11 protein-coding genes and 7 pseudogenes are annotated in these 19,564 nt (G+C 65.6%); 12 read left to right on the top strand and 6 right to left on the bottom strand.

Translation table 11 applies throughout. The features are described from left to right. Positions 1 to 200 precede the first annotated feature (200 nt). The 6 genes and pseudogenes from OG985_RS00890 to OG985_RS00865 all read right to left on the bottom strand — a co-directional run. Positions 201 to 521 carry a type II toxin-antitoxin system PemK/MazF family toxin gene (locus tag OG985_RS00890; protein ID WP_371666471.1) on the bottom strand — a complete coding sequence of 107 codons (321 nt, stop codon included), beginning with the start codon at positions 519 to 521 and terminating at the stop codon, positions 201 to 203. Continuing rightward, positions 518 to 730 carry a type II toxin-antitoxin system CcdA family antitoxin gene (locus OG985_RS00885; protein WP_371666470.1) on the bottom strand — a complete coding sequence of 71 codons (213 nt, stop codon included), beginning with the start codon at positions 728 to 730 and terminating at the stop codon, positions 518 to 520. Before OG985_RS00885 ends, OG985_RS00890 begins: the two co-directional genes overlap by 4 nt. 47 nt (positions 731 to 777) lie before the next feature. Beyond that, positions 778 to 2,012 (bottom strand): annotated as a pseudogene (locus OG985_RS00880) (ISAzo13 family transposase). 81 nt (positions 2,013 to 2,093) lie between these two features. Beyond that, a pseudogene (locus tag OG985_RS00875) lies at positions 2,094 to 2,672 on the bottom strand (transposase); the annotation flags it as partial. Beyond that, positions 2,673 to 3,416, bottom strand: a pseudogene (locus tag OG985_RS00870) (IS30 family transposase); the annotation flags it as partial. Positions 3,417 to 3,639: 223 nt separating this feature from the next. Further along, positions 3,640 to 4,606: pseudogene (locus OG985_RS00865) on the bottom strand (IS3 family transposase); the annotation flags it as partial. On the opposite strand from OG985_RS00865, the gene OG985_RS00860 reads away from it, so the two are divergent. The 12 genes and pseudogenes from OG985_RS00860 to OG985_RS00805 all read left to right on the top strand — a co-directional run bounded on the left by OG985_RS00860 (position 4,496) and on the right by OG985_RS00805 (position 19,200). Continuing rightward, positions 4,496 to 5,494: a transposase gene (locus OG985_RS00860; protein WP_371666469.1), complete on the top strand. Its 999-nt coding sequence runs from the start codon at positions 4,496 to 4,498 to the stop codon at positions 5,492 to 5,494. The pseudogene OG985_RS00865 and the gene OG985_RS00860 overlap by 111 nt on opposite strands. A gap of 594 nt (positions 5,495 to 6,088) precedes the next feature. Continuing rightward, a complete protein-coding gene (locus tag OG985_RS00855; protein WP_371666468.1) occupies positions 6,089 to 6,652 on the top strand; it encodes a reverse transcriptase domain-containing protein in 564 nt (187 codons plus the stop codon). 450 nt (positions 6,653 to 7,102) lie between these two features. After that, positions 7,103 to 8,161: pseudogene (locus OG985_RS00850) on the top strand (transposase); the annotation flags it as partial. A gap of 60 nt (positions 8,162 to 8,221) precedes the next feature. Further along, positions 8,222 to 9,130, top strand: a pseudogene (locus tag OG985_RS00845) (IS256 family transposase); the annotation flags it as partial. Between the two features lie 26 nt (positions 9,131 to 9,156). Then, positions 9,157 to 9,597, top strand: coding sequence for a transposase (locus tag OG985_RS00840; protein WP_371666467.1), 441 nt, complete (start codon positions 9,157 to 9,159; stop codon positions 9,595 to 9,597). A 65-nt stretch (positions 9,598 to 9,662) separates the two neighbouring features. Continuing rightward, positions 9,663 to 10,055 (top strand): hypothetical protein, encoded by a 393-nt coding sequence (locus OG985_RS00835; RefSeq protein ID WP_371666466.1) that lies wholly within the window; start codon positions 9,663 to 9,665, stop codon positions 10,053 to 10,055. 5 nt (positions 10,056 to 10,060) lie between these two features. After that, complete coding sequence (locus OG985_RS00830; protein WP_371674205.1) at positions 10,061 to 10,723, top strand: nucleotidyl transferase AbiEii/AbiGii toxin family protein; 663 nt, start codon at positions 10,061 to 10,063, stop codon at positions 10,721 to 10,723. A 415-nt stretch (positions 10,724 to 11,138) separates the two neighbouring features. Continuing rightward, complete coding sequence (locus OG985_RS00825) at positions 11,139 to 11,540, top strand: hypothetical protein (protein WP_371666465.1); 402 nt, start codon at positions 11,139 to 11,141, stop codon at positions 11,538 to 11,540. Between the two features lie 153 nt (positions 11,541 to 11,693). After that, positions 11,694 to 11,792, top strand: a pseudogene (locus tag OG985_RS00820) (DDE-type integrase/transposase/recombinase); the annotation flags it as partial. Between the two features lie 871 nt (positions 11,793 to 12,663). Continuing rightward, a complete protein-coding gene (locus OG985_RS00815; RefSeq protein ID WP_371666464.1) occupies positions 12,664 to 13,833 on the top strand; it encodes a lanthionine synthetase C family protein in 1,170 nt (389 codons plus the stop codon). A 12-nt stretch (positions 13,834 to 13,845) separates the two neighbouring features. Next, positions 13,846 to 16,875 (top strand): lantibiotic dehydratase, encoded by a 3,030-nt coding sequence (locus OG985_RS00810; protein ID WP_371674204.1) that lies wholly within the window; start codon positions 13,846 to 13,848, stop codon positions 16,873 to 16,875. Between the two features lie 186 nt (positions 16,876 to 17,061). After that, the gene (locus tag OG985_RS00805; RefSeq protein WP_371666463.1) at positions 17,062 to 19,200 is read left to right on the top strand and encodes a peptidase domain-containing ABC transporter; all 2,139 of its coding nucleotides are present in this window, start codon (positions 17,062 to 17,064) and stop codon (positions 19,198 to 19,200) included. Positions 19,201 to 19,564 lie beyond the last annotated feature (364 nt).

Here is a 19,564-nt window from a genome sequence, read left to right as displayed (position 1 = left end):
TTCCTCCATGCCGTATCGCCAACCAGCTCCGCTCGCTGCTGCGGGATCAGCGGGGAGTAGAAGTACCTGTGGCGGGCCGTCAACGCCGACGCGCTCAACTCGCATCACGACGCTGCCGACCGAGCAGGTCGCCGAACTGCGTAAGACTCACCGCTGGCGTTGTCCGTCTGGCGAAAGATGACAACGCCCCCGGAAGGAGCTCAGTCGGTAAGGTCGAGAACGACACGCAGGGCCGATGACACCCGTTCCATTGTGACGGAGTCGACAGTTCCTATCAGTGCGCCGGAACGGATGCGCTTGTCGGTCAATGCCACGAGATCGACGGCAACCGCCGCGCCCTCGACCGGCTCGACCAGTGGAACGGTGATCACGGTGTCGGGCGCACCTCCGGTCTCGTCGATCATCATGCAGACAACCGTGGCCGGCAGAGCTCTGATCGCCGCGTCCGACTCGACGACCAGCACTGCTCTGGTTTTGGTGGCCAGCAAGACTCGCCACACCTGGCCGCGTGCGACGTTCAAGCGACTTCCTCACCAAAGACGTCAGCGAGTTCTTCGATGGCGGCCGTGGCGTCCCCGCGCCACTGGGCCACGGCTTGCGAGGCCTCACTGAGCGCCTGGGCACGCAGAGCTCGTTCGACGTAGGCAGAGAAGTTTCCACTGGACGCGCCTTTAGCCCAGGCAAGAAGATCAGCTGGGATTGATACGGTAACCCGCTCCTTCATCGTCATACCTGCCATCATACGCTCAGTGTGAGCAATGTTATGGACCTAAGGGCTCAGTGTGATTTAACGTCTGCGGGTTCGGGAGTGTCGGCGGGTGGGCTGATGGTGTAGTTCCACTGGCCGTGGGTTTCGTGACGGGTCAGCGGGAGGGCCTTCATGGCCTTGTCGCTGATCTTGATGCCTGTGGGGTAGACACCGGTGTCCAGGGCCGCGGACACGGTCAGGCCGGTCTCGGTCGTCGTCGCACCGATCAGGGAAACGGCGGCCTCGTGGCTGGTCAGTGGTGTCCCGCGCCAGTTCATGGTGATTGCGGAGAACAGCCGGTGCTCTATGCGATTCCACTTCGAAGTACCCGGCGGCAGGTGCAGCACGGTGATCGACAGGCCGGTCTCGGCGGCGAGGGCAGCCAGCCCGGTCTTCCAGGCCCGTAGTCGGCTGCCGTTGGATCCGCCGCTGTCCGCGGTGATCGTCAGTGTCGTGGCCTGCGGATATGCGGCCCGGCCGACGTTGTTCCACCAGGTCCGCAGGGTGTTCACGGCGAACGCGGCGGTGTCGTGATCCATGCCGACGCTGACCCAGCCGGCGTTGGCGCCGATGTCGTAGACGCCGTAGGGGATGGCTTTGCCGGCCGGTCCGGGAAGTCGTGGACGTTGACCTTCACCGGGTCCCCAGGCGGTCGCCATTCCTTGCCGACGTTCTTGAAGTTCCCGATCAGTTCCTTTTTCTTGCAGTCCACGGACACGACGGGCTGTCCGGCAGCGAGGGCCGCCCTGACCTGATCGTTGAGGTAGCGGAACTGGGCGTCGCGGTCGGGGTGCTGCTTGCCCTCGACGGTTTTGGCGTTGCCCTGCAAGGAGTAGCCGGCCTCGTGCAGCAGTCGGGCCACGACGTTCTCGGTGCACCGGTGTCCCCGATTGACCAGCTCGGCAACCAGGTGCGACAGCGATTTCGTGGTCCAGCGCAGCGGGTTCATCGGATCACCACGAGTCTCCGGCTCGACCAGGGCATCCAGGTCCACGGCCAGTTGCGGGTCCAGGACCTCGGCCCGTCTGCGGCCGCCTCCCGGCCCCCGGGACCGCCCGACCGCCAGCGGCTGCGGATCGTCCAGTTCCCCGCGGCCCCGTCGGATCGTGTCCTGGGACACCCCGGTCGCCTCACAGACGATCCGTGCACCGCCGCCACCCAGCTCACGAGCCTCGTTGCCGAGCCACAACCGTCGCTGCCGCTCGGTCAGGTGATCCCGGATCGCCTCGTAGCGCCGGGCCAGGGACTCCATATCGATCGGCATAGCAGGAAACGTACGCGCCGCGCGACTGATTCATAACTTGTTTCGCTACGAGCCCTAAGAGGTCGCACAGATAGCGTGTACTCATGGACGGCGGTGGGGGCGTTCGTCCCAGCGGTGGGTTGTCCATGCCTGGCGGATCAGGCTGCGGACGGTGATGATCGTGTCGGCGAGATCGAAGAAGGCGTCGATGACGGTGGCCCGGCGCTCGTAGCAGCGGGCGAGGCGGTGGAAGGCGTTCTGCCAGGCATGGGTACGCTCCACGTGCCACCTCCAGCTTGCCTGGACCGGCGCCTTTTCGCCTTTGCGCGCAATCCGGCCGTGCAGGCCGCGTTCATCGAGCAGAGTACGGGTCTTGTCGGAGTCGTAGCCGGCGTCCAGATGGATGGTGATGTCATCGGGCAGCGGTCCGAGGTCGTCCAGGCGGTCCAGGGTCGGAGCGAGCAGCGGGGAGTCATGCCGGTTGGCTCCGGCCAGGACGCGGCCCAGCGGAATGCCGTAACCATCCGTCATGCCCGAGCGCTTCAGGCCCTGTTTGCCGCGGTCCACGGGGGAACGCCCGGCGACCTCGCCGCCGCCGGGGGCCTTGGTGATCGAGCCGTCGACGGCGATCTGGTCCAGGACGAGGCCCACGATCCGGTCGTAAGACTCCAGCGCGATCTGCGTGGAGCGGCTGCTGCGCTCGACAAGCGTGCCGATCGCGGAGCGGCCCGTCCCGATAATCAAATCGCCTTCCCAGTGTCCGGGGACCGCGCGGTCCGTGGCCTCGGCGGGGCGTTCGCTGAGGACGACGTCCGCGGTGACATGCCCCTGCGGCTTGTTCTGCGACCGTGCACGGGGAGCCCGCAGCGCCCGGCCGGTGCGCAGGCACGTCACCAGTTCCCGCTTGAGCGCGCCACGGCCTTCGATGAACAGCGCCTGGTAGATCGCTTCGTGGCTGATGCGCATGGACTCATCATCGGGGAAGTCGACACGGAGTCGGTGCGAAATCTGCTCCGGACTCCATGCCGTCGCCCAACGTCTGTCCTGACGGTGCGGCTTGTTCAGCCCTTTCCATGCGGGCGTCTTGGGCCCGGTGACGGTCATCTTGTCGGGGCGACGGATGCTGCCGGCGAGCCGGTCCTCTACGTACTCACGCAACCGGTCGTTACCCAGGAGTTTCGCGTTCTTCGGGCGCTTGGCCGCCTGCTGAGCCTTCCACTGGGCGACCGTCGCGCGGTATTCCTGCTTGCCGCCGCGCGTGGCGGCGTTGCGGCGCAGTTCGCGAGAGATTGTCCCGGGGTCTCGCCCCAGGGCGCGGGCGATCTCGCGCACGCCCTTGCTCATCGCCATGAGGATCGCGATCTCCTCGCGCTCTTCGAACGTGAGGTACCGGCTCGAGGGCTCGGCCAACGAGATCGGAGGCATGCCGCCAGCGTGACGAAACCACCTCGCACCCACCGGCCACGACACGCCGACCACCAACGACGCCTCCACCGTCGTGACCCCCGTGGCGATCAGTCGCCAGAACTGGCGCTGCACGACCCGAGAAGGATCAGGCCGCCCCGGCGAACGCATCGCCGGCCGCAACGCACGGTCAGCGCGCCACTGCCGACGCCGCCCCTCCGGAACATCGCTGGTCTTCAAACTCCAGTCCGCCGTGGCCACGTCGCACACCTCCGAGATCAGGGTGTTGCGACGACCAGTTGAATCCACCTTGCGCCCCGTTGTCGCTGTGGAAGGTCGCTCCGTGCAGGCCGTCGGTGCCCCGGGCCGCCGCCGCAGCCTTGAGCGCGTCGGTGATCAGCCCGGTTGCGCATGTGGTCGGCGATCGACCAGCCCGCCAGGCGTTTCGAGCACAGGTCCAGCACCGTGGCCAGGTAGAGGAATTGGCCGTTCCCGACGGGGAGATACGTTATGTCACCCACGTACTTCGTGTTCGGCGTCTTCGCGGTGAAATCGCGCCGCAGCAGGTCGGGAACCGGTGTCGCCGACGGCTCCGGGATGGTGGTGCGGACCTTCTTGCGCAGGTGGAAGCCGACGATGCCCCCCCCGCGCACGCATGACCCGGGCTACGCGTTTGTGGTTGACCTGTACTCCGGCCTCGCGGAGCTCGGCGGTGACCCGCGGGGCGCCGTAAGTCCCGTCGGACTCGACGTGGATGGCGGTGATCCGCTCGGCCAGGTCGGCATCCGCCCGGACCCGCCCGGCCCGCGCGTTAGCGCCGTCCAGCCACCGGTAGAACCCGGACCGCGAGAGATGCAGGATCCGGCACAGCCGCTTGACGCCGAAGGCGCCACGATGATCGTCAACGAACTGGAAGCGGCTGCTCACCAGCTGGTCCGGCCCGCAAAATACTTCGCGGCCCTCCGCAGGATCTCCCGCTCCAGCTCGAGTTCCTTCACCCGCCCCCGCAGCTGCCGGTTCTCCTTCTCCATCGCGCCCGCCTCGGCGGCACCGGGCTGGGCGGCCGGCTCGGCGTCGCGCACCCACGTGCGGAGCGTCTCGTGACTGACGCCCAGGTCCGTGGCCACCGAGGCGTAGGTACCCCCGGTCGTGGCCCGGTACAGCGCGACGGCATCGGCCCGGAACTCAGGCGAGTACTTCGACGTCCCCAACGGGAACTCCTGTTCTTCGGATCCTCACGATCCAATGATCAGGGTGTCCACGATCAAGGGTTAACCCCCCTGTACGCCGCCTTCGGCTCCCGGTCCAGCGGCGAGAGCGTCTACGGCAAGCGGCTGATGCGCTCGCTGCACACCGGCATGATCGTGTTACTGGACCGGGGCTTCTCCTCGAACACGTTCCTGGCTGCGGTCGCCGCCACCGAGGCCGCCTTCCTCGCCCGCGCCTCCGCCGCCCGCAGACCGCCGGTCCTGGCCCGCTACGACGACGGCTCCTTCCTCTCCCGCTTCGGCGACATCGAGGTCCGCATCATCGAGTGCGAGGTCACCATCACCACCAGCCAGGGCCGCCGGACCGGTCTCTACCGGCTGGCCACCAACCTCCTTGACCACCACCGCTATCCGGCATCAGACCTGGTCAGCCTCTATCACGAGAGGTGGGAAGTGGAGTCGGCCTTTTTCGCGATCAAGAAATCGATGCTGGGCCGCCGGGTCCTGCGCTCGAAGACCTGGGCCGGCATCGCCCAGGAGGTCTACGCTCTGCTGAGCGCCTACCAGGTCCTGCGGATCGCGATCGCCGACGCCACCGGGACCACACCCGGAGCAGACCCGGACAGAGCCAGCTTCAGCGTCGCGCTCCGATGCGCCCGCGGCCAGATCATCCAGGCCGCGGGCATCATCGCCGACACCGTGACCGACCTCGTCGGGACGATCGGCCGAGCCGTCCTGGACCAGCTCATGCCCGCCCGCCGCCTCCGCGTCAGCCCCCGCGCAGTGAAACGCCCCCTGTCCCGATACGCATACAAAAGCCTCAAGGTCGACCGACGCACCTACAAAGCCACCCTCAGCATCAACATCCTGACGCCAACGATCAGCCCGTAACTTCACGGCCTTGTTGTGTCCTGAACGTGAAAGGAAGAAGCATGTAGGAACTCTTCTTGTAGCGATGTTGTACGGAGGATGAAGGTATGGCCCTTCAAATTCACCCTGCGGGGGGAGAATTTAAACCACCTCATGCTGCGCTAGCTGAAGACTGCCGTGGTGAACGATGAGGAAAAGGCGTCCATTGAGACGTCAGGTGGGGATCGGGAAGGCGAGCGCAAGCGAATCGCTGCTGACGTGTCGAAAAGTAGAGTCGACATCAGAACCGGGGTGTCAAGGCAGTCCCGGGATGAGTCTGGCGGGTGCCCGTTTATTGGCCAGGCGGTGTCCGGCATGCAGGCGACGCGAGCCCGGTCTGCGGCCTTCGTACGGAACAGGAGAAGGCGGGCTTGGATACGTCTCCGCTGGTGAGCGGGGAGAGAGGGAGCGTCCCGGGCGGTCCGAAGCCGTGAGGGACTGAGTACCGACGCCAAGTACGCCGGCGGACCGGCTCGTAGTAGTGATGAAACCCCTGTAACGGGGGCGGAGCGAAGGGGCCGGGTCGTTCGTGACTGTGTTTATTCGATCAACCGGACGTTACCCGGGAGGAGTCGTGTGAACGAGGTGAAAGCGTCAGGCAAGCCGTTCAATATTTCCAAGCATTCCGTCTGGGAGGCGTACGAGAAAGTCAGGTCGAACAAGGGCGCAGCGGGCGTGGATGCGGTGTCGATGGAAGAATTCGAGAAGGATCTGAAGAACAATCTATACAAGATCTGGAATCATCTTTCCTCCGGCACCTATTTTCCGCCTCCGGTGCGTGCGGTGGAGATCCCCAAGAAAGAGGGCGTCCGGATATTGGGCGTGCCCACGATCGGGGATCGTATAGCCCAGACGGTGGTTGCCGGGGTGCTGGAGGCCAAGGCCGAGCCGGTCTTTCATCCCGACTCCTACGGTTACCGTCCTGGGCGGTCGGCGATTGATGCTGTGGGCCGGTGCCGGGAGCGCTGCTGGAAGGCGGACTGGGTCATCGACCTGGATATCCGCGCATTCTTCGACAGCGTTCCGTGGGACCTGGTACTCAAGGCGGTCGCCGCCCACACTGATCCGTCCAATCCGTCCCAGTCCTGGGTCCTGCTGTACGTGCGACGCTGGCTGGTCATGTCCCGCTTGGTGGTGTAGCCGATCAAGTTGTGGGCGTGCGCGGGCGGGTGCCCGGGGCGCACTTCTGCTGGTGTCCGACGCTCCCTGACGCGAGGAGGGCCATCACGTAACTCTTCTTGGTGAACGCCCAGTTCAACCATGAGGAGTAGGTGATGGCCCTGTCCCAGTCTGACCTGATAAGGCTGCTGGAGTCACTACGCTCGTCCGACGGAATCGAGCTCGTCCGCAGCGTGGCAGAGCGAACCTCGGGTATTCAGCCGGGCGAGCCGGTCTGACTCGGAGTTAGCGAAAGGTGCCCCGTGGCCTGCGAGGATGCGAGTGTCGAGGTCGTATCAGCGCAAGAGTCAGGTGCACCTTTCTGGTGAGTGAGCGTACCGGGTGGGACCGGCGGCTGTCTGTGACGGCTGATGGGAAGGGGCTGGTCGGGCATGCCGGGGTGCTGCTGCACGGGTCGCGGACCAGGTCGGGCTGACCGCCGCGCTTGCGCGGCTGTGGCCGGCAGGCGGGAGCGCGAACTGGCGGGACCGTACGCACGTGCTGCTGGGCCTGGCCTCGGCGATCGTGCTCGGGGCGACGAACCTGTCCGACGCCGGGCAACTCCAGGCCCACCACCAGGCGATCTTCGGCCCGGCCGCGTCGGACTCCACCGCGCACCGTCTGCTGGCCGACCTCGACCGGCGGGCGCGCGGGCGGATCGCGAAAGCCCGCGCGCGGGTACGCCGCCGGGTGTGGGACGTGCTCGCGCTGCGTTCCGGCGGCTTCCCCTGGCTGACGGTGGCCGGCAAGGTGCTGACCGGCTGGATCGTGATCGACATCGACGCCACGATCATCAACGCGTCCTCCAAGAAGGAGGGCGCCGCGGCCACCTTCAAGAAGACGTTCGGCTTCCACCCGCTCGCGGCGTGGTGTGCCAACACCCAGGAGTCGTTGGCCATGCTGCTGCGCGAGGGCAACGCGGGCTCGAACACGGTCGCCGACCACCTCGCCGTGCTCGCGGACGCGCTTCGGCAGATCCCCGACAGCTCCCGCGCGAAGATCCTGGTCCGCGTCGACGGCGCGGGCGCCACCCACGAACTGCTGGAGCACCTGGAGAAGCTGAACACCGCCCGGCGCACCGTGCGCTACCTGACCGGCTGGACCATCACCGCCGACGACGAGCAGGCCATCGTGAAACTGCCGGCCGCAGCCTGGGACGCGCTGCTCGAACAGGACGGCACACCCCACGAAAGCTATGGGGTCGCGGAGTTGACCGGGCTGAACCGGCGGCCGGGCTGGCCGGACGGGATGCGGCTGCTGGTCCGCCGGGTCAAACCGTCCGGGCGGCAGGTCAAGAAGCTGACCGCGTTCGAGAAGAAGACCGGCTGGAAGTACAGCATCGTCGCCACGAACATCCGCCACATGTGGGGCATCGCCGGCTCCCACCAGCCGCAGTGGCTCGATGCCCTCAGCCGCTCCCACGCCACGGTCGAGGACCGCGTGCGTGGTGACAAGGCGATGGGCCTGCGTAACCTGCCGTCCAAGAAGTGGCAGGTCAACCAGGGGTGGATGCTCGCCGCGAACATCGGCCACGACCTGGACTGCTGGGTCCATGGGGTCTCCACCCGCTCGGTCGATGACCTGGTCAAGGCCCTGGGCGGGGACAGTGGCATATCGAAGAGCGAGGTCTCCCGCATCCGCGGCGAGCTCGACGAGCCGCTGACCGCGTTCCGCACCCGCCCTCTGGACCACACCCGGTTCCCCTACCTCTACCTGGACGCGACGTACTGCAAGGTGCGGGTGAACCATCAGATCGTCTCGCAGACTGTGGTCATCGCCACCGGCATCACCGAGGACGGCGGCCGCGAAGTCCTCGGGACCGCCGTGGGGGACAGCGAGACCGAAGCGTTCTGGAGTGAGTTCCTGCGCTCGCTCCGTGCCCGCGGCCTGGGCGGCGTCCGCCTGGTCATCGCGGACCACCACAGCGGACTGATCGCGGCGATCCGCAAGGTGATGCTGGGCTCCTCGTATCAGCGGTGCCGCGTTCACTTCCTGCGCAACTGCTTCGCGCACATACCCAAAGGCGCTGGTGAAATGGTCGCCGCGACGATCCGGACCGTCTTCGCCCAGCCCACTGCGGAACTGGTCGCCACCCAGCTGGACACCGTTGCCGACATGCTCGGCGAGCAGTTCCCCAAGGTGAAAGAGATGCTGCTGACGGCGAAGACAGACCTGACCGCTTTCGCGGTCTTCCCGCTCCAGCACTGGAAGAAGATCCAGTCGACCAACCCCCTGGAACGGCTGAACCGGGAGATCAAACGCCGCACCGACGTCGTACAGGTCTTCCCCAATCCCGGGGCGCTCGAGCGCCTGGTCACCGCCGTTCTCTTCGAACTGCACGACGAGTGGATCGCCTTCCCCCGCCGCTACCTGCCGGAGGGAAGCATGGCCAAGCTCTACCCAGAGCTCCCCGAAAGCGCCACCGCACCACCCCACACCACCAACGACCCCACCGAATGATCGGCCACACCACGAGGGAGGGTGAAGTGAAGGCACATTTTCGGGCACACCCGGACGCTGAGATCTACCTGTCGATGCCCGGCATCGGCGAGATCGTCGGGGCCCGGGTGCTCGCCGAGTTCGGGGACGACCCCGCCCGCTACGCGTCCGCGAAGGCACGCAAGAACTACGCCGGCACCAGCCCGGTCACCCGCGCTTCCGGCAGGAGCCACACCGTCCAGGCCCGCTTCGTCCGCAACAACCGCCTCGCCGACGCACTGCAGCGCCAGGCGTTCTGCGCGCTGCAGAACTCACCCGGAGTCCGCCGCTACTACAACAAGCAGCGAGCCCGCGAACTCGACTACAACCCCGCCCTGCGTCAGGTCGGCAACCGCCTCGTCGGCATCCTCCACGGATGCCTCAAGACCCGCACCCGCTACGACGAGGCCACCGCCTGGGCCCACCACGCCAACCTCGCCACGAGTTGACACCCAACGCCATGGGATGTCTGACAACGCCCCCGCGCCACTTTTCCGGCCGCCATAATGGACTCATGCCCTCGAGCCCCCAGCACCCCGCACCCACAGCGAGCGACCTCTCGGGCGCGGTCGCCGAGGACCTCGCGCTCTATCGGGAGAAGTTCCGGCTGCGTCTGCCGGAGTCGCTGGACGAGTTGCACGGCCCGACTCAGGGAGTCGTAGAGCTGCCGCTGCACCTGGCCTGGTCGGGGATGACCTCGTACGACATGAGCAAGCCTCGTCAGCGCATGGGCCTGTACCGCACCGTCCTGCACGAGGGCCTACGTGACGACCTGCCCCGGTATCTCAACCGGGACCTGCTCCTTCAGCTGTGGCCGGTACTGCGCACCCTCGTCGGCCGCACCGTGCGCACCGTCTGGGAAGACGCCTTCCCCCAGCTCGCCTCCCGCACCCAGGCAGCCGCGTGACGGACATGCCGGAGCTGCACAGGCGGCTCCTGGCGGACGTGATCGCCCTCGGCTCCGCGTACCCCCTGGTTCTGACCGGCGGGTACGCCGTGCGGGCGCACCACCTCGTGAACCGCCCCAGCCAGGACCTGGACGTCGCCACCGAGAACCCGGCGCCCATGGCCGACATCGCGGCCACGCTCCGCGCCGGCCTGGAAGCCCGCGGTTGGCAGGTGCAGGCGCTGGAGACCGCCCCACTGTCTGCCCGCTTCACCGTGACTGATCCGGCCACCGGGCAAGACTGCGAAGTCGACATCCTCAAGGAGATCTTCTGGCGGCCGGTCGCTCAGAGCCCGTACGGGCCCGTCCTCGCGGAGGAGGACGTGATCGGGACCAAGGTCCGCGCTCTGGCCGACCGCGGAGCACCCCGTGATCTGATCGACGTGTTCGCAGCCTCGCGCCGCTGGACCAATGCCGAGCTTGAGGAGTTCGGCCGCCGCCACGCCCGCGGCCGCTTCGAGCGCGAGGACCTGCAGTCGAATCTCACGGGCGCCGAGTGGACTGACGACGAAGCCTTCACCGCCTACGGCCTGGACGAGGCCGCCATCAGTGCTCTCCGCACATGGGCCCTGGAGTGGGCCGACGACCTCGCGACCCGGCTCCTTGAAGAAGCCTATGATCCGGACTGACTGATCGCGTCCTGATGAGATCACAGCTGCAAACAAATCGCAAAGCTTGTCACACTGCAATGGAGCCTGCAGGTCCTCAAGATCGCCGAGGAGACCGGGGAAGCCTCCCAGGCAGTCATCGGCGCCCGCGGCACCAACCCCCGCAAAGGGACCACTCCATGGGAGGAGGCTCATGCGGAAGTCGCGGATGTAGCCATCACGGCCATGGTCGCCCTGGCCCGCATGCGTCCCGACGACGCCGCGGAATACCTCGACCGGCATCTGGCCGCCAAGTCGGCGAAGTTCCTTCTTCCCGGTTCCCCATCCGTCCCAGCCCCGGCGGAGCTGGAATGAGCAACCACCATTCGACACCGCAGCAAAGACCAGGCCACCCACGCGTGCTGAGCCTGCTGGCCGAGGTCGAAGGAGGCTGTGCGTGACGGCTTCCGATGAACCACTCCCGCATACCGCCGCAGCTTCAGCGCCGGTGGCCGCCGACGACACGGTCAACCGGGACCTCGTGCTGTTCAACAACGGGCTGGCAGTCGGCGTGCTGGGCGGCGCGGTCACATCCGTCGCGCTGCTCACTCTGGCCCTTCTCACACTGAAGGCGACACCGCTGGAGATGAGCGTGCTCTACGCCGCCCAGCGGTTCCCGCCCGCGGTGACGGCCCTGTTCGGCGGGGTGCTGGTCGACCGGCACCGCAAACTCGTCTTGCTGACCTGGGGCAAGGTAGGGGGCGGAGTCCTGTTGCTGTGCGTGCCGCTCGCCGCGTACCTCGGTTGGTTGTCGCTGCCACTGCTGTGTGTCGTCGGCCTCCTTGCTCGCCGCCGTTAACGACGTCTCCTCTACGGCCGGGATCAGCTATTTACCGTCGCTCGCCCGAGGTGACAAGCTCGCGTCCGCCAACTCGCAGATGGGCGCCCTGTTCTCCTTCACGGACGCCGCCGCCAGCTACCTCGCCTCCGGCCTGATCGCGATGCTCGGTACGGCGTGCAGAAGTACCTGTGGCGGGCCGTCGACCAGGACGGGAACGTGCTCGGCATCCTGTTGCAGAACCGCCGCGACGAGCCCGCGGCCAGGCGCTTTCTTCCGGAAACTGATGGATCATCCGCTTCGCGATCTGGGACCAGATCGCCGGCACCGTCCGCCTGCCCGCCACGGCCTGAGCCAACCGCCACCACCACGGCCGGACACGCCCCGAACCGGACCACACCACCGACGGCCCGCCCGACCTGACAACACCCCTCCCCATACCGCCTATATGCCCGAACTGACAGATCGTCAAGCAAGACCTTAAAGATCAGTACTGGGCGCACGGGAAAACCTCACTTGTTGAGCATTGATTGCTCAGGGGGCACGGCGCCCTCATCAATACAATTCAGAATTGCCTGCATCTGCGCCCTGGCTATAGTAGCTAGCCCTTCAAAGGCTTAAAGTGAGTCGACGTGGGTTCTGTAGCTGAACGCGTAGCAGCAGTCGGAGCGGGAATCTTTAGGTATTTCCCGCCTAATGTGCAATTGCGGTTGATCGACGAAATGAAAATGGGAGGACCGATATGGCGGCGGCCGATGAATTCAACCGAAATGGTCTCGGCGTTGACAGGCCTGAGCTCAGCTTTTCCCGTGAGACCCTCAAGGAGCTGACTCTTGAGGAAATGGATGTTGTCGTCGGCGGCATGATGATGGACACTGGAGGCGCTAGTGCGCTTTGTTCCGAAGGCTGTCCGCCTCCTACTGGTTTCCCTATGTGCGGCTACTGACCTGCAGGGGTAATCCTGATTCGTGGTGCGCTACGTCCAGTGGCGGATTTATGAAGAAGTGAGGGGCGGGACGAGAACGTCCCGCCCCCCTTTAATGAATGATTTCGATGATTAGATTGCGCACTAAATCCCGCGCCCTGAGGGTGCGTCCGGCAATCGGGTTCTTGTCGAGTGCAAGTTACGTGAAATGAAAAAGACATGGCATGGCATTCGATAATCGACGAGTTCGGCAACGTCGGATCCGCGGTGAGTCACCCGACAGTGGTTGCGCTGGAAGGGCTGGTCGGCCCATTTCGTGATGGTTCTCTGGCAACTGGCGATGCTGGCGTCGCGTTGGCGCACGCATATGCTTCCTGTGCAGGGAAAGCGTGTCCGTCAGCGGTGCCACTGATTGAGTCGTCTTGGTCTCGGTCGGTGACCAGCGGGGCGGCTCCTACATCGCTTTATTGTGGGGTGACGGGGGTTGCATGGGTCACCGCCCACTTGAACGGGTTGCTGTTCGATCTGGCTGACGAGGACGTCCTCGATTCAGTTGATCTCGCATTGTTGGCGTTTTTGTCCGGTGAGTCGATGCCGCGGGAGTACGACCTTGTGTCAGGTCTCGTCGGGCTTGGTGTCTACGTGCTGCAGCGGCTGCCTCGGCCTACCGCCGTGACATGCCTCGAACGGATTGTGGACCATTTGGCGATGGCGGCGGTCTATCGGGAGGAAGGGGCCGCGTGGTTCACGGGCCCGGAAGCGTTGCCGGAGAGGAACCGGCAGCTTGCCCCCCATGGCTATTACAACATGGGTGTTGCGCACGGTGTTCCGGGTGTTGTCTGGCTGCTGGCGCACGCGGCCCGAGCGGGTGTACGGAGCGAGACTGCCAGCGCACTGGCCGATGCAGCGGTGCATTGGATTCTAAGCCAGCGTCGCCCCTTGGGCGGGGACGGCGGGCTTCCGTCGTTTGTCGGCCCTTCCGGTGAGGCAGGGGAGGCGCGTCCGTTCGCTTGGTGTTACGGAGCCCCCGGGGTGGCTGGGGTGCTGTTCGCGGCGGCCCGGGTATTCGGTCACGCCGAATGGGAGGAGGCAGCGGTGGAGATGGCCTTGAGCGCTGTACATCTACGGCCTGAGGCGACTTCTGTGAGTGAGGCGGGCATCTGTCACGGTGCGGCTGGTCTGGGCCACGTGTTTAACCGCCTGTACCAGAGCACGGGCGAAAAAGTTCTGGCTGATGCCGCCCGTCGCTGGATTAACCGGGCAGTGGAGCTTCTTCCATCAAACACCGGGGCCGGTTTCCTGGAGGGCAGGGCTGGAGTCGCTCTGGTGATGCTGGCAGCGCTGGAAGGGACCGAGCCTGCCTGGGACCGCGTCTTGCTGCTGTCCTGAAATTTGGAGTCGATGATGAGTGCCGGAGTCCTGCAGTATGCGCCGTCGGGGTTCTTTGTCCTGCGCACCCCGTTGTTGCCGTATGAAGCACCTTCTGAACAGGGTTTGCGGGATCCGGTGATTCGTGAGGCACTGCATTTGGCCTCGTCGGCGCTGGTGGAGGCACTGGACAGTCCCGAGCAGTCGTCACCGAGGGCGTTGCACGCGCTGACGGCTTATATGGTCCGGGCGCGTACCCGCGCGACGCCCTTTGGTTTGTTCGCCGGCTGCACGATGGGCACGGTGGGCGAAGGCACGCGTTTGGAGCTTGCTCCGCAGGCTGACTACAGGAGACGTACCAGACTCGACAATGACTTCCTGTTCGCGCTGATTGCGGCGCTGGAGGCTGACCCGGTGGTGCGCCGGGTTCTGAAGTGGATGCCTAACTCGAGTCTGTACCCGTTGGGCGGACGCCTGCATTATGCCGAGGCCAGCTGGTCGGGTAGGCGGCGCACCTATCACCTGGTCGCCGTCGACAGGTCCGCTCACCTCGAGGCGACCCTGGAACGTGCCAGCCGTGGAGCCACGATTGACGAGTTGGTCCTTTCTCTGGTTGATGACCAGGTCACAGCCCGGATGGCAACGGCATTCATCGATGAATTGACCAGCGCTCAGATGCTGGTGTCAGACCTGCAGTTGCCCGTCACGGGTCCAGAGCCACTGACGGTGCTCATCGATCGGCTTGTCCAGCAGGAGTCCACGCGTCACCTGGCGGAACTGCTTGAGAATGTCCGTGTCGCGTTGGAGAAGCTGGACGCGGGAGGGATGGGTGCGGCGCCCGCGGAGTATCTACGGGTGCGACGGCTACTCGATCCGCTGCCTGCTCAGCCGGATCCGGCGCGGCTCTTTCAAGTCGATATGATCAAGCCTGCAGTCAGGGCAGAGCTCGGCCCGCAGGTCATCGCTGAGATGGGCCATGCGGCCCAGGTGCTGTTGAGGCTGACTCGCCCTTCCTCGAATGATGCGTTGAGGCGGTTTCGTGAGCGTTTCGTTGAACGATACGAGGACCGTGAGGTGTCTCTCGCGGAGGCGCTCGATGAGGATATCGGCCTCGGTTTCTTCGAGGGGCCAATCTACGAGGCCTCGCCGCTGCTGCGCGGGCTGAACTTCCCTCCCACCGGGGATCTCTCGGAGATCTGGATCCCACGTGACCGGGTGCTACTCGGCATGCTCACTGGTGCCCTCCGGGACGACCGAGACGAGATCTCATTGACCGATGACGACATAGCTTCGCTGGAGACCGCCGACCGCCCCGCCCCGCCAGATGCGATTTCTGTGATGGCCGTACTCGCTGCCGCGTCCACGCAGTCCGTGGACCGCGGCGACTTTCGGCTGATCGTCCGTGGCGTCGACGGAGCCCCCGGGGCGGGGCTACTGGGCCGGTTCTGTCACGCGGACGATGCCCTCCATCAAGCCGTGAAGATGCACCTGCGCAGGGAGGAAGAGCTACGTCCGGACGCTGTGTTCGCCGAGGTGGTGCACCTGCCAGAAGGGCGGATGGGCAACATACTGTGCCGTCCCGTCCTGCGGCGATACGAGATCCCGTACCTGGGCCGATCGGGGGCACCTGCGGAGACCCAGATTCCGGTGGCTGATCTGACGCTCTCAGTGCGAAACAACAGGTTCGTGCTCCGGTCCGGGCGCCTGGGGTGCGAGGTCGTGCCCCGCATGACCACGGCTCACAATGCCGACCGCCGCACTCTGGGAATGTACCGGTTCCTGTGCGCATTGGCCGGAGACGGAACCGTGCGCAAAACCTCTTGGGACTGGGGCCCGCTGAACGGGGCACCGTATCTGCCCCGGGTTACCTACGGAAGGCTTGTCCTGTCGCGGGCGCGATGGACGCTGCACAAAGAACAGATCCGCCAGATCACTCAACGCCGTGCGGAAGGGCAGCTGCCGCAGCTGGTCGCCCTCGCCGACGGCGATAACGAACTGATTGCTGACCTGGATAGTCGGCAGTCCGTGGAGATGCTGGAGGCTCAGCTGAAGGGGCGTACGAGAGCGACCCTGGTCGAGGCGCTGGCCAGCCCACAGACACTGTGTGTGACCGGGCGGGAGGGCCGGTTTACACACGAGCTGATCGTGCCATTCGTGCGAACCAGTGCAACGGTCAAGTCAGTGACCCCTGCACGTAGGTCGCGTATTCGGCGCGACTTTCCTCCCGGTGCGGAGTGGCTGTATGCCAAGCTCTACACCGGCACAGCCACCGCCGACCAGGTGCTGACCGAGCTGGTGCGGCCCGTGGTCGATCAGGCTATCGGCTCCGATGCGGTGGACTCGTGGTTCTTCATCCGTTACGGCGACCCCGACTGGCACATCCGGCTACGCCTACACGGTCCGCGTGGCGGACTGACCGCAGAAGTCCTGCCTTTGCTGCACAATGCGGCCGCGCCGCTGCTGGACGACGGACGCCTGCGGCGCCTGCAGTTGGACACCTACCAGCGGGAACTCGAGCGGTACGGCGGTGATGCCGGCATCGAGCTATCCGAGCACCTGTTCCGTCACGACAGCGAGGCTGTGCTGGCGATCGTCGAAACGCTGCCCAGTGGCACGGCCGCCGATGCACGCTGGCGATTGACCCTCGCCGGTATCGACCTACTGCTGACCAACCTGGGCTTTGACCTTTCGCAGAAAGCGACATGGGCATGCGAGCGCCGGGATGCCTTCGCGGCCGAGTTCCGGGCCAATGGTGCGCTCGGCGGGCAGATCGGCCGACGATTCCGCACTGAGCGGCGTGGCCTGAACGAGTTGCTGAACGGCGCCGATTCCACCCATGGCCTACTGCCGGGCCTGTCGATCCTGCGCCGCCGCTCCTCCGGGCTGACACCAGTGGTTCACGAGTTGCAGCGCCGCGGGCTGCCCGTTGCACAGCTTGCAGCCAGCTACGCGCACATGCACGCCAACCGGCTGCTGCGCTCCCAGCACCGCGCCCAGGAATTCGTGATCTACGACCTGCTCCACCGTCTGTACAACGCCCGATTGCACCAGAGGCAAGCATGAAGGACCTCTTCCGCCAGGAGGCGCGGGACTATCAGCGTGGGTGCCCCACTGGCGAACTGCTGCCAGTCGGAGCGTCGTGGATGACAACCGCCTACCGGCTCCTGTTGGTCACCGTGGCTGGCGGTGTCCTGCTCGCTTTGACATACCAGGTCGACGGTCAGTCGCTTCTAGGCCTCGTGACCGGCCATGGCTAAAGGTATCCCGTACATCGCCGGCATGGGGCTGACCGACTGCGGGCCAGCTTGCCTGGCCATGGTACTCGCGCACCACGGCCGTCACGTTCCCCTCAGCGAGGTCCGTGACGCGACCGGGACCGGACGCGACGGCTCGACCGCTGCGATACTTGTCAATGTCGCCCGACGGTATGGACTCCAAGCCCGCGCTGTGCGCGCCGATATCGACGACCTGTGCCGCCTGCCTCAAGGGTCGATTCTTCATTGGGAGTTCAACCACTTCGTCGTATTCGACCGGTGGCGCCGGGGCACCGCCGAGATCATCGACCCGCGAGCGGGACGGACCCGGGTCCCGGCCGGCCAGCTTCATCAGTCCTACACCGGCGTCGCCATCACGCTTGAGCCCACGCCCACCCTGTCACCCCGGGGCCGAGCTCCCAAGGGATTGTTCCGCTACCTAAGACCGTTGCTGGCACAGTCGCGGAACCTGCGGCGCATTCTCGTAACCTCACTGCTGTTGCGGGTTTTCTCACTCGCCGTGCCACTGCTCACCGCCACTCTGGTCAACCGGACTCTGCCCGACGGCCACCACCACCTGCTTGCCGTTCTCGTGACTGCCATGTGCGTCCTGACCGGCTACCACTTCATCACCGCGTTCCTGCGTTCCCGGCTGCTGCTGCAACTACGCACCGACCTCGACCTGCAGATGACCCTTGGATTCATGGGGCATCTGGTCGACCTGCCCTATGCATTCTTCCTCCAGCGCTCAGCGGGGGACCTGATGATGCGGCTCAAGTCCAACAGCGTGATCCGCGAAAGCCTGGCTAACGGAGCGATCTCGACCCTGCTGGACGGCGGCCTGGCCACGCTCTACCTCGTCGTCCTGTTTGCTCTCAGCCCACCCATCGGTGCGTTGGCGCTGACGCTGGGCGGGCTGCAGGCGGCGCTGCTCGTGGCCGCGCGCAAGCGCAACCGACAACTGATGGCCGAGGGCCTGCAGGCCGAGGCTCGCTCCCAAGGCTACGTGTACCAGCTCCTGGCGGGCATCGAGTCACTCAAGGCGGCAGGAGCGGAACGGCGCGGGTTTGACCACTGGACGAACCTGTACATCGCCGAGGTCAGCACGGCCGTCAAGCGAGGCCGCCTTTCCGCGCTGGTTGACTCCGCATTGGCCAGCTTTCGTTTCGGCTCCCCGCTGGCGGTCCTTGCCATCGGCGGATATCAGGTCCTCGACGGAGCGCTTTCCGTGGGCACCATGCTGGGACTGGTCGCCGTGGCGGCTGGATTCCTCGAACCACTAACCGCACTGGTGATCACTGTCCTGGATCTGCAACGGCTGGCCAGCTACTTCGAACGCATCAACGACGTGCTCGACACCCCGACTGAGCAGGCATCCCAAAATCCGCGGAAACCTGGGCATCTGTCCGGACGTATCACTGCCGAAGCAGTGACGTTCCGGTACAACGGCTTCGCCACTCCAGCCGTCCATGACATCTCACTGGAGATCCGGCCCGGGCAGTCCGTGGCGATCGTCGGACCGTCCGCCTCCGGGAAATCCACGCTCGCTCACCTCCTGCTTGGCCTCTACCAGCCCGAAAGCGGCACAGTCCGCTATGACGGTGTGGACCTGTCCGCGATGGACACCCGCTCCGTGCGGCAACAGCTTGGCATCGTCACCCAGAACGCGTACGTCTTCGGAGCAAGCATCCGGGACAACATAGCGCTCGCCGACCCCAGCGCTCCTTTTGAAGCTGTCGTCCGTGCCGCCGCACTGGCCTGCATCGACGCCGACATCACAGCCCTGCCCATGGGCTACGAAACCCCACTCATCGACGCTGGCGCATCCCTGTCCGGAGGCCAGCGACAGCGCATCGCCCTGGCCCGGGCACTCGTCCACGAACCGTCGATCCTCCTTCTCGACGAAGCAACCAGTGCCCTTGACCCCATCACCGAACGCCAGGTCTACGACAACCTCGCCCAGCTCGGGTGCACCCGAATCATGATCGCCCACAGTCTCAGGACCCTCGCCCACGCTGATCTGATCGTAGTCATGAACCATGGCACCATCGCCGAACAGGGAACCCACGACGACCTGATGATCCTCGAAGGCCTCTACCACCGTTTGGTCTCCAACGAAGCGGGAGTATCGTGAATCGGCGACATACCCTGGGAGAGCCAGCCCCGAAGAGCGGCAGAGGCACTGTCTGAGCTGCCGGCCCGTCACACGCGCCGCAGGACACCCTCGCCCGCCTGGGGTTTCATGCCCGCGGACCGCTCGGGGTGCGGTTCGCCGGCCTCGCCTTCGACTGTGCGCCGGGTGCTGATCCTGGTGTGTCCCGGCGGCCTCGCCGACCTTTTCGGACACTGAGCTTGTTCAGTTCGGCCACTGATCGGGTGACGTGTGGTGAGGGCGGAACGGGCAGAGCCCCGGGGCTGTTGAGCGAGGTGTCTACGCGTCAACTCTTCAGCCTTGGGGCTCTGGTCAGGGCGATTGCAAAGTCGTGGTGATCTCTCGG

It is taken from the genome of Streptomyces sp. NBC_00289 (genome assembly GCF_041435115.1).
In the GTDB taxonomy this organism is placed as follows: Bacteria; Actinomycetota; Actinomycetes; order Streptomycetales; family Streptomycetaceae; genus Streptomyces.
Note: the sequence above shows the minus strand (reverse complement) of the source record. Positions and strands in the feature narration are given on the sequence as shown.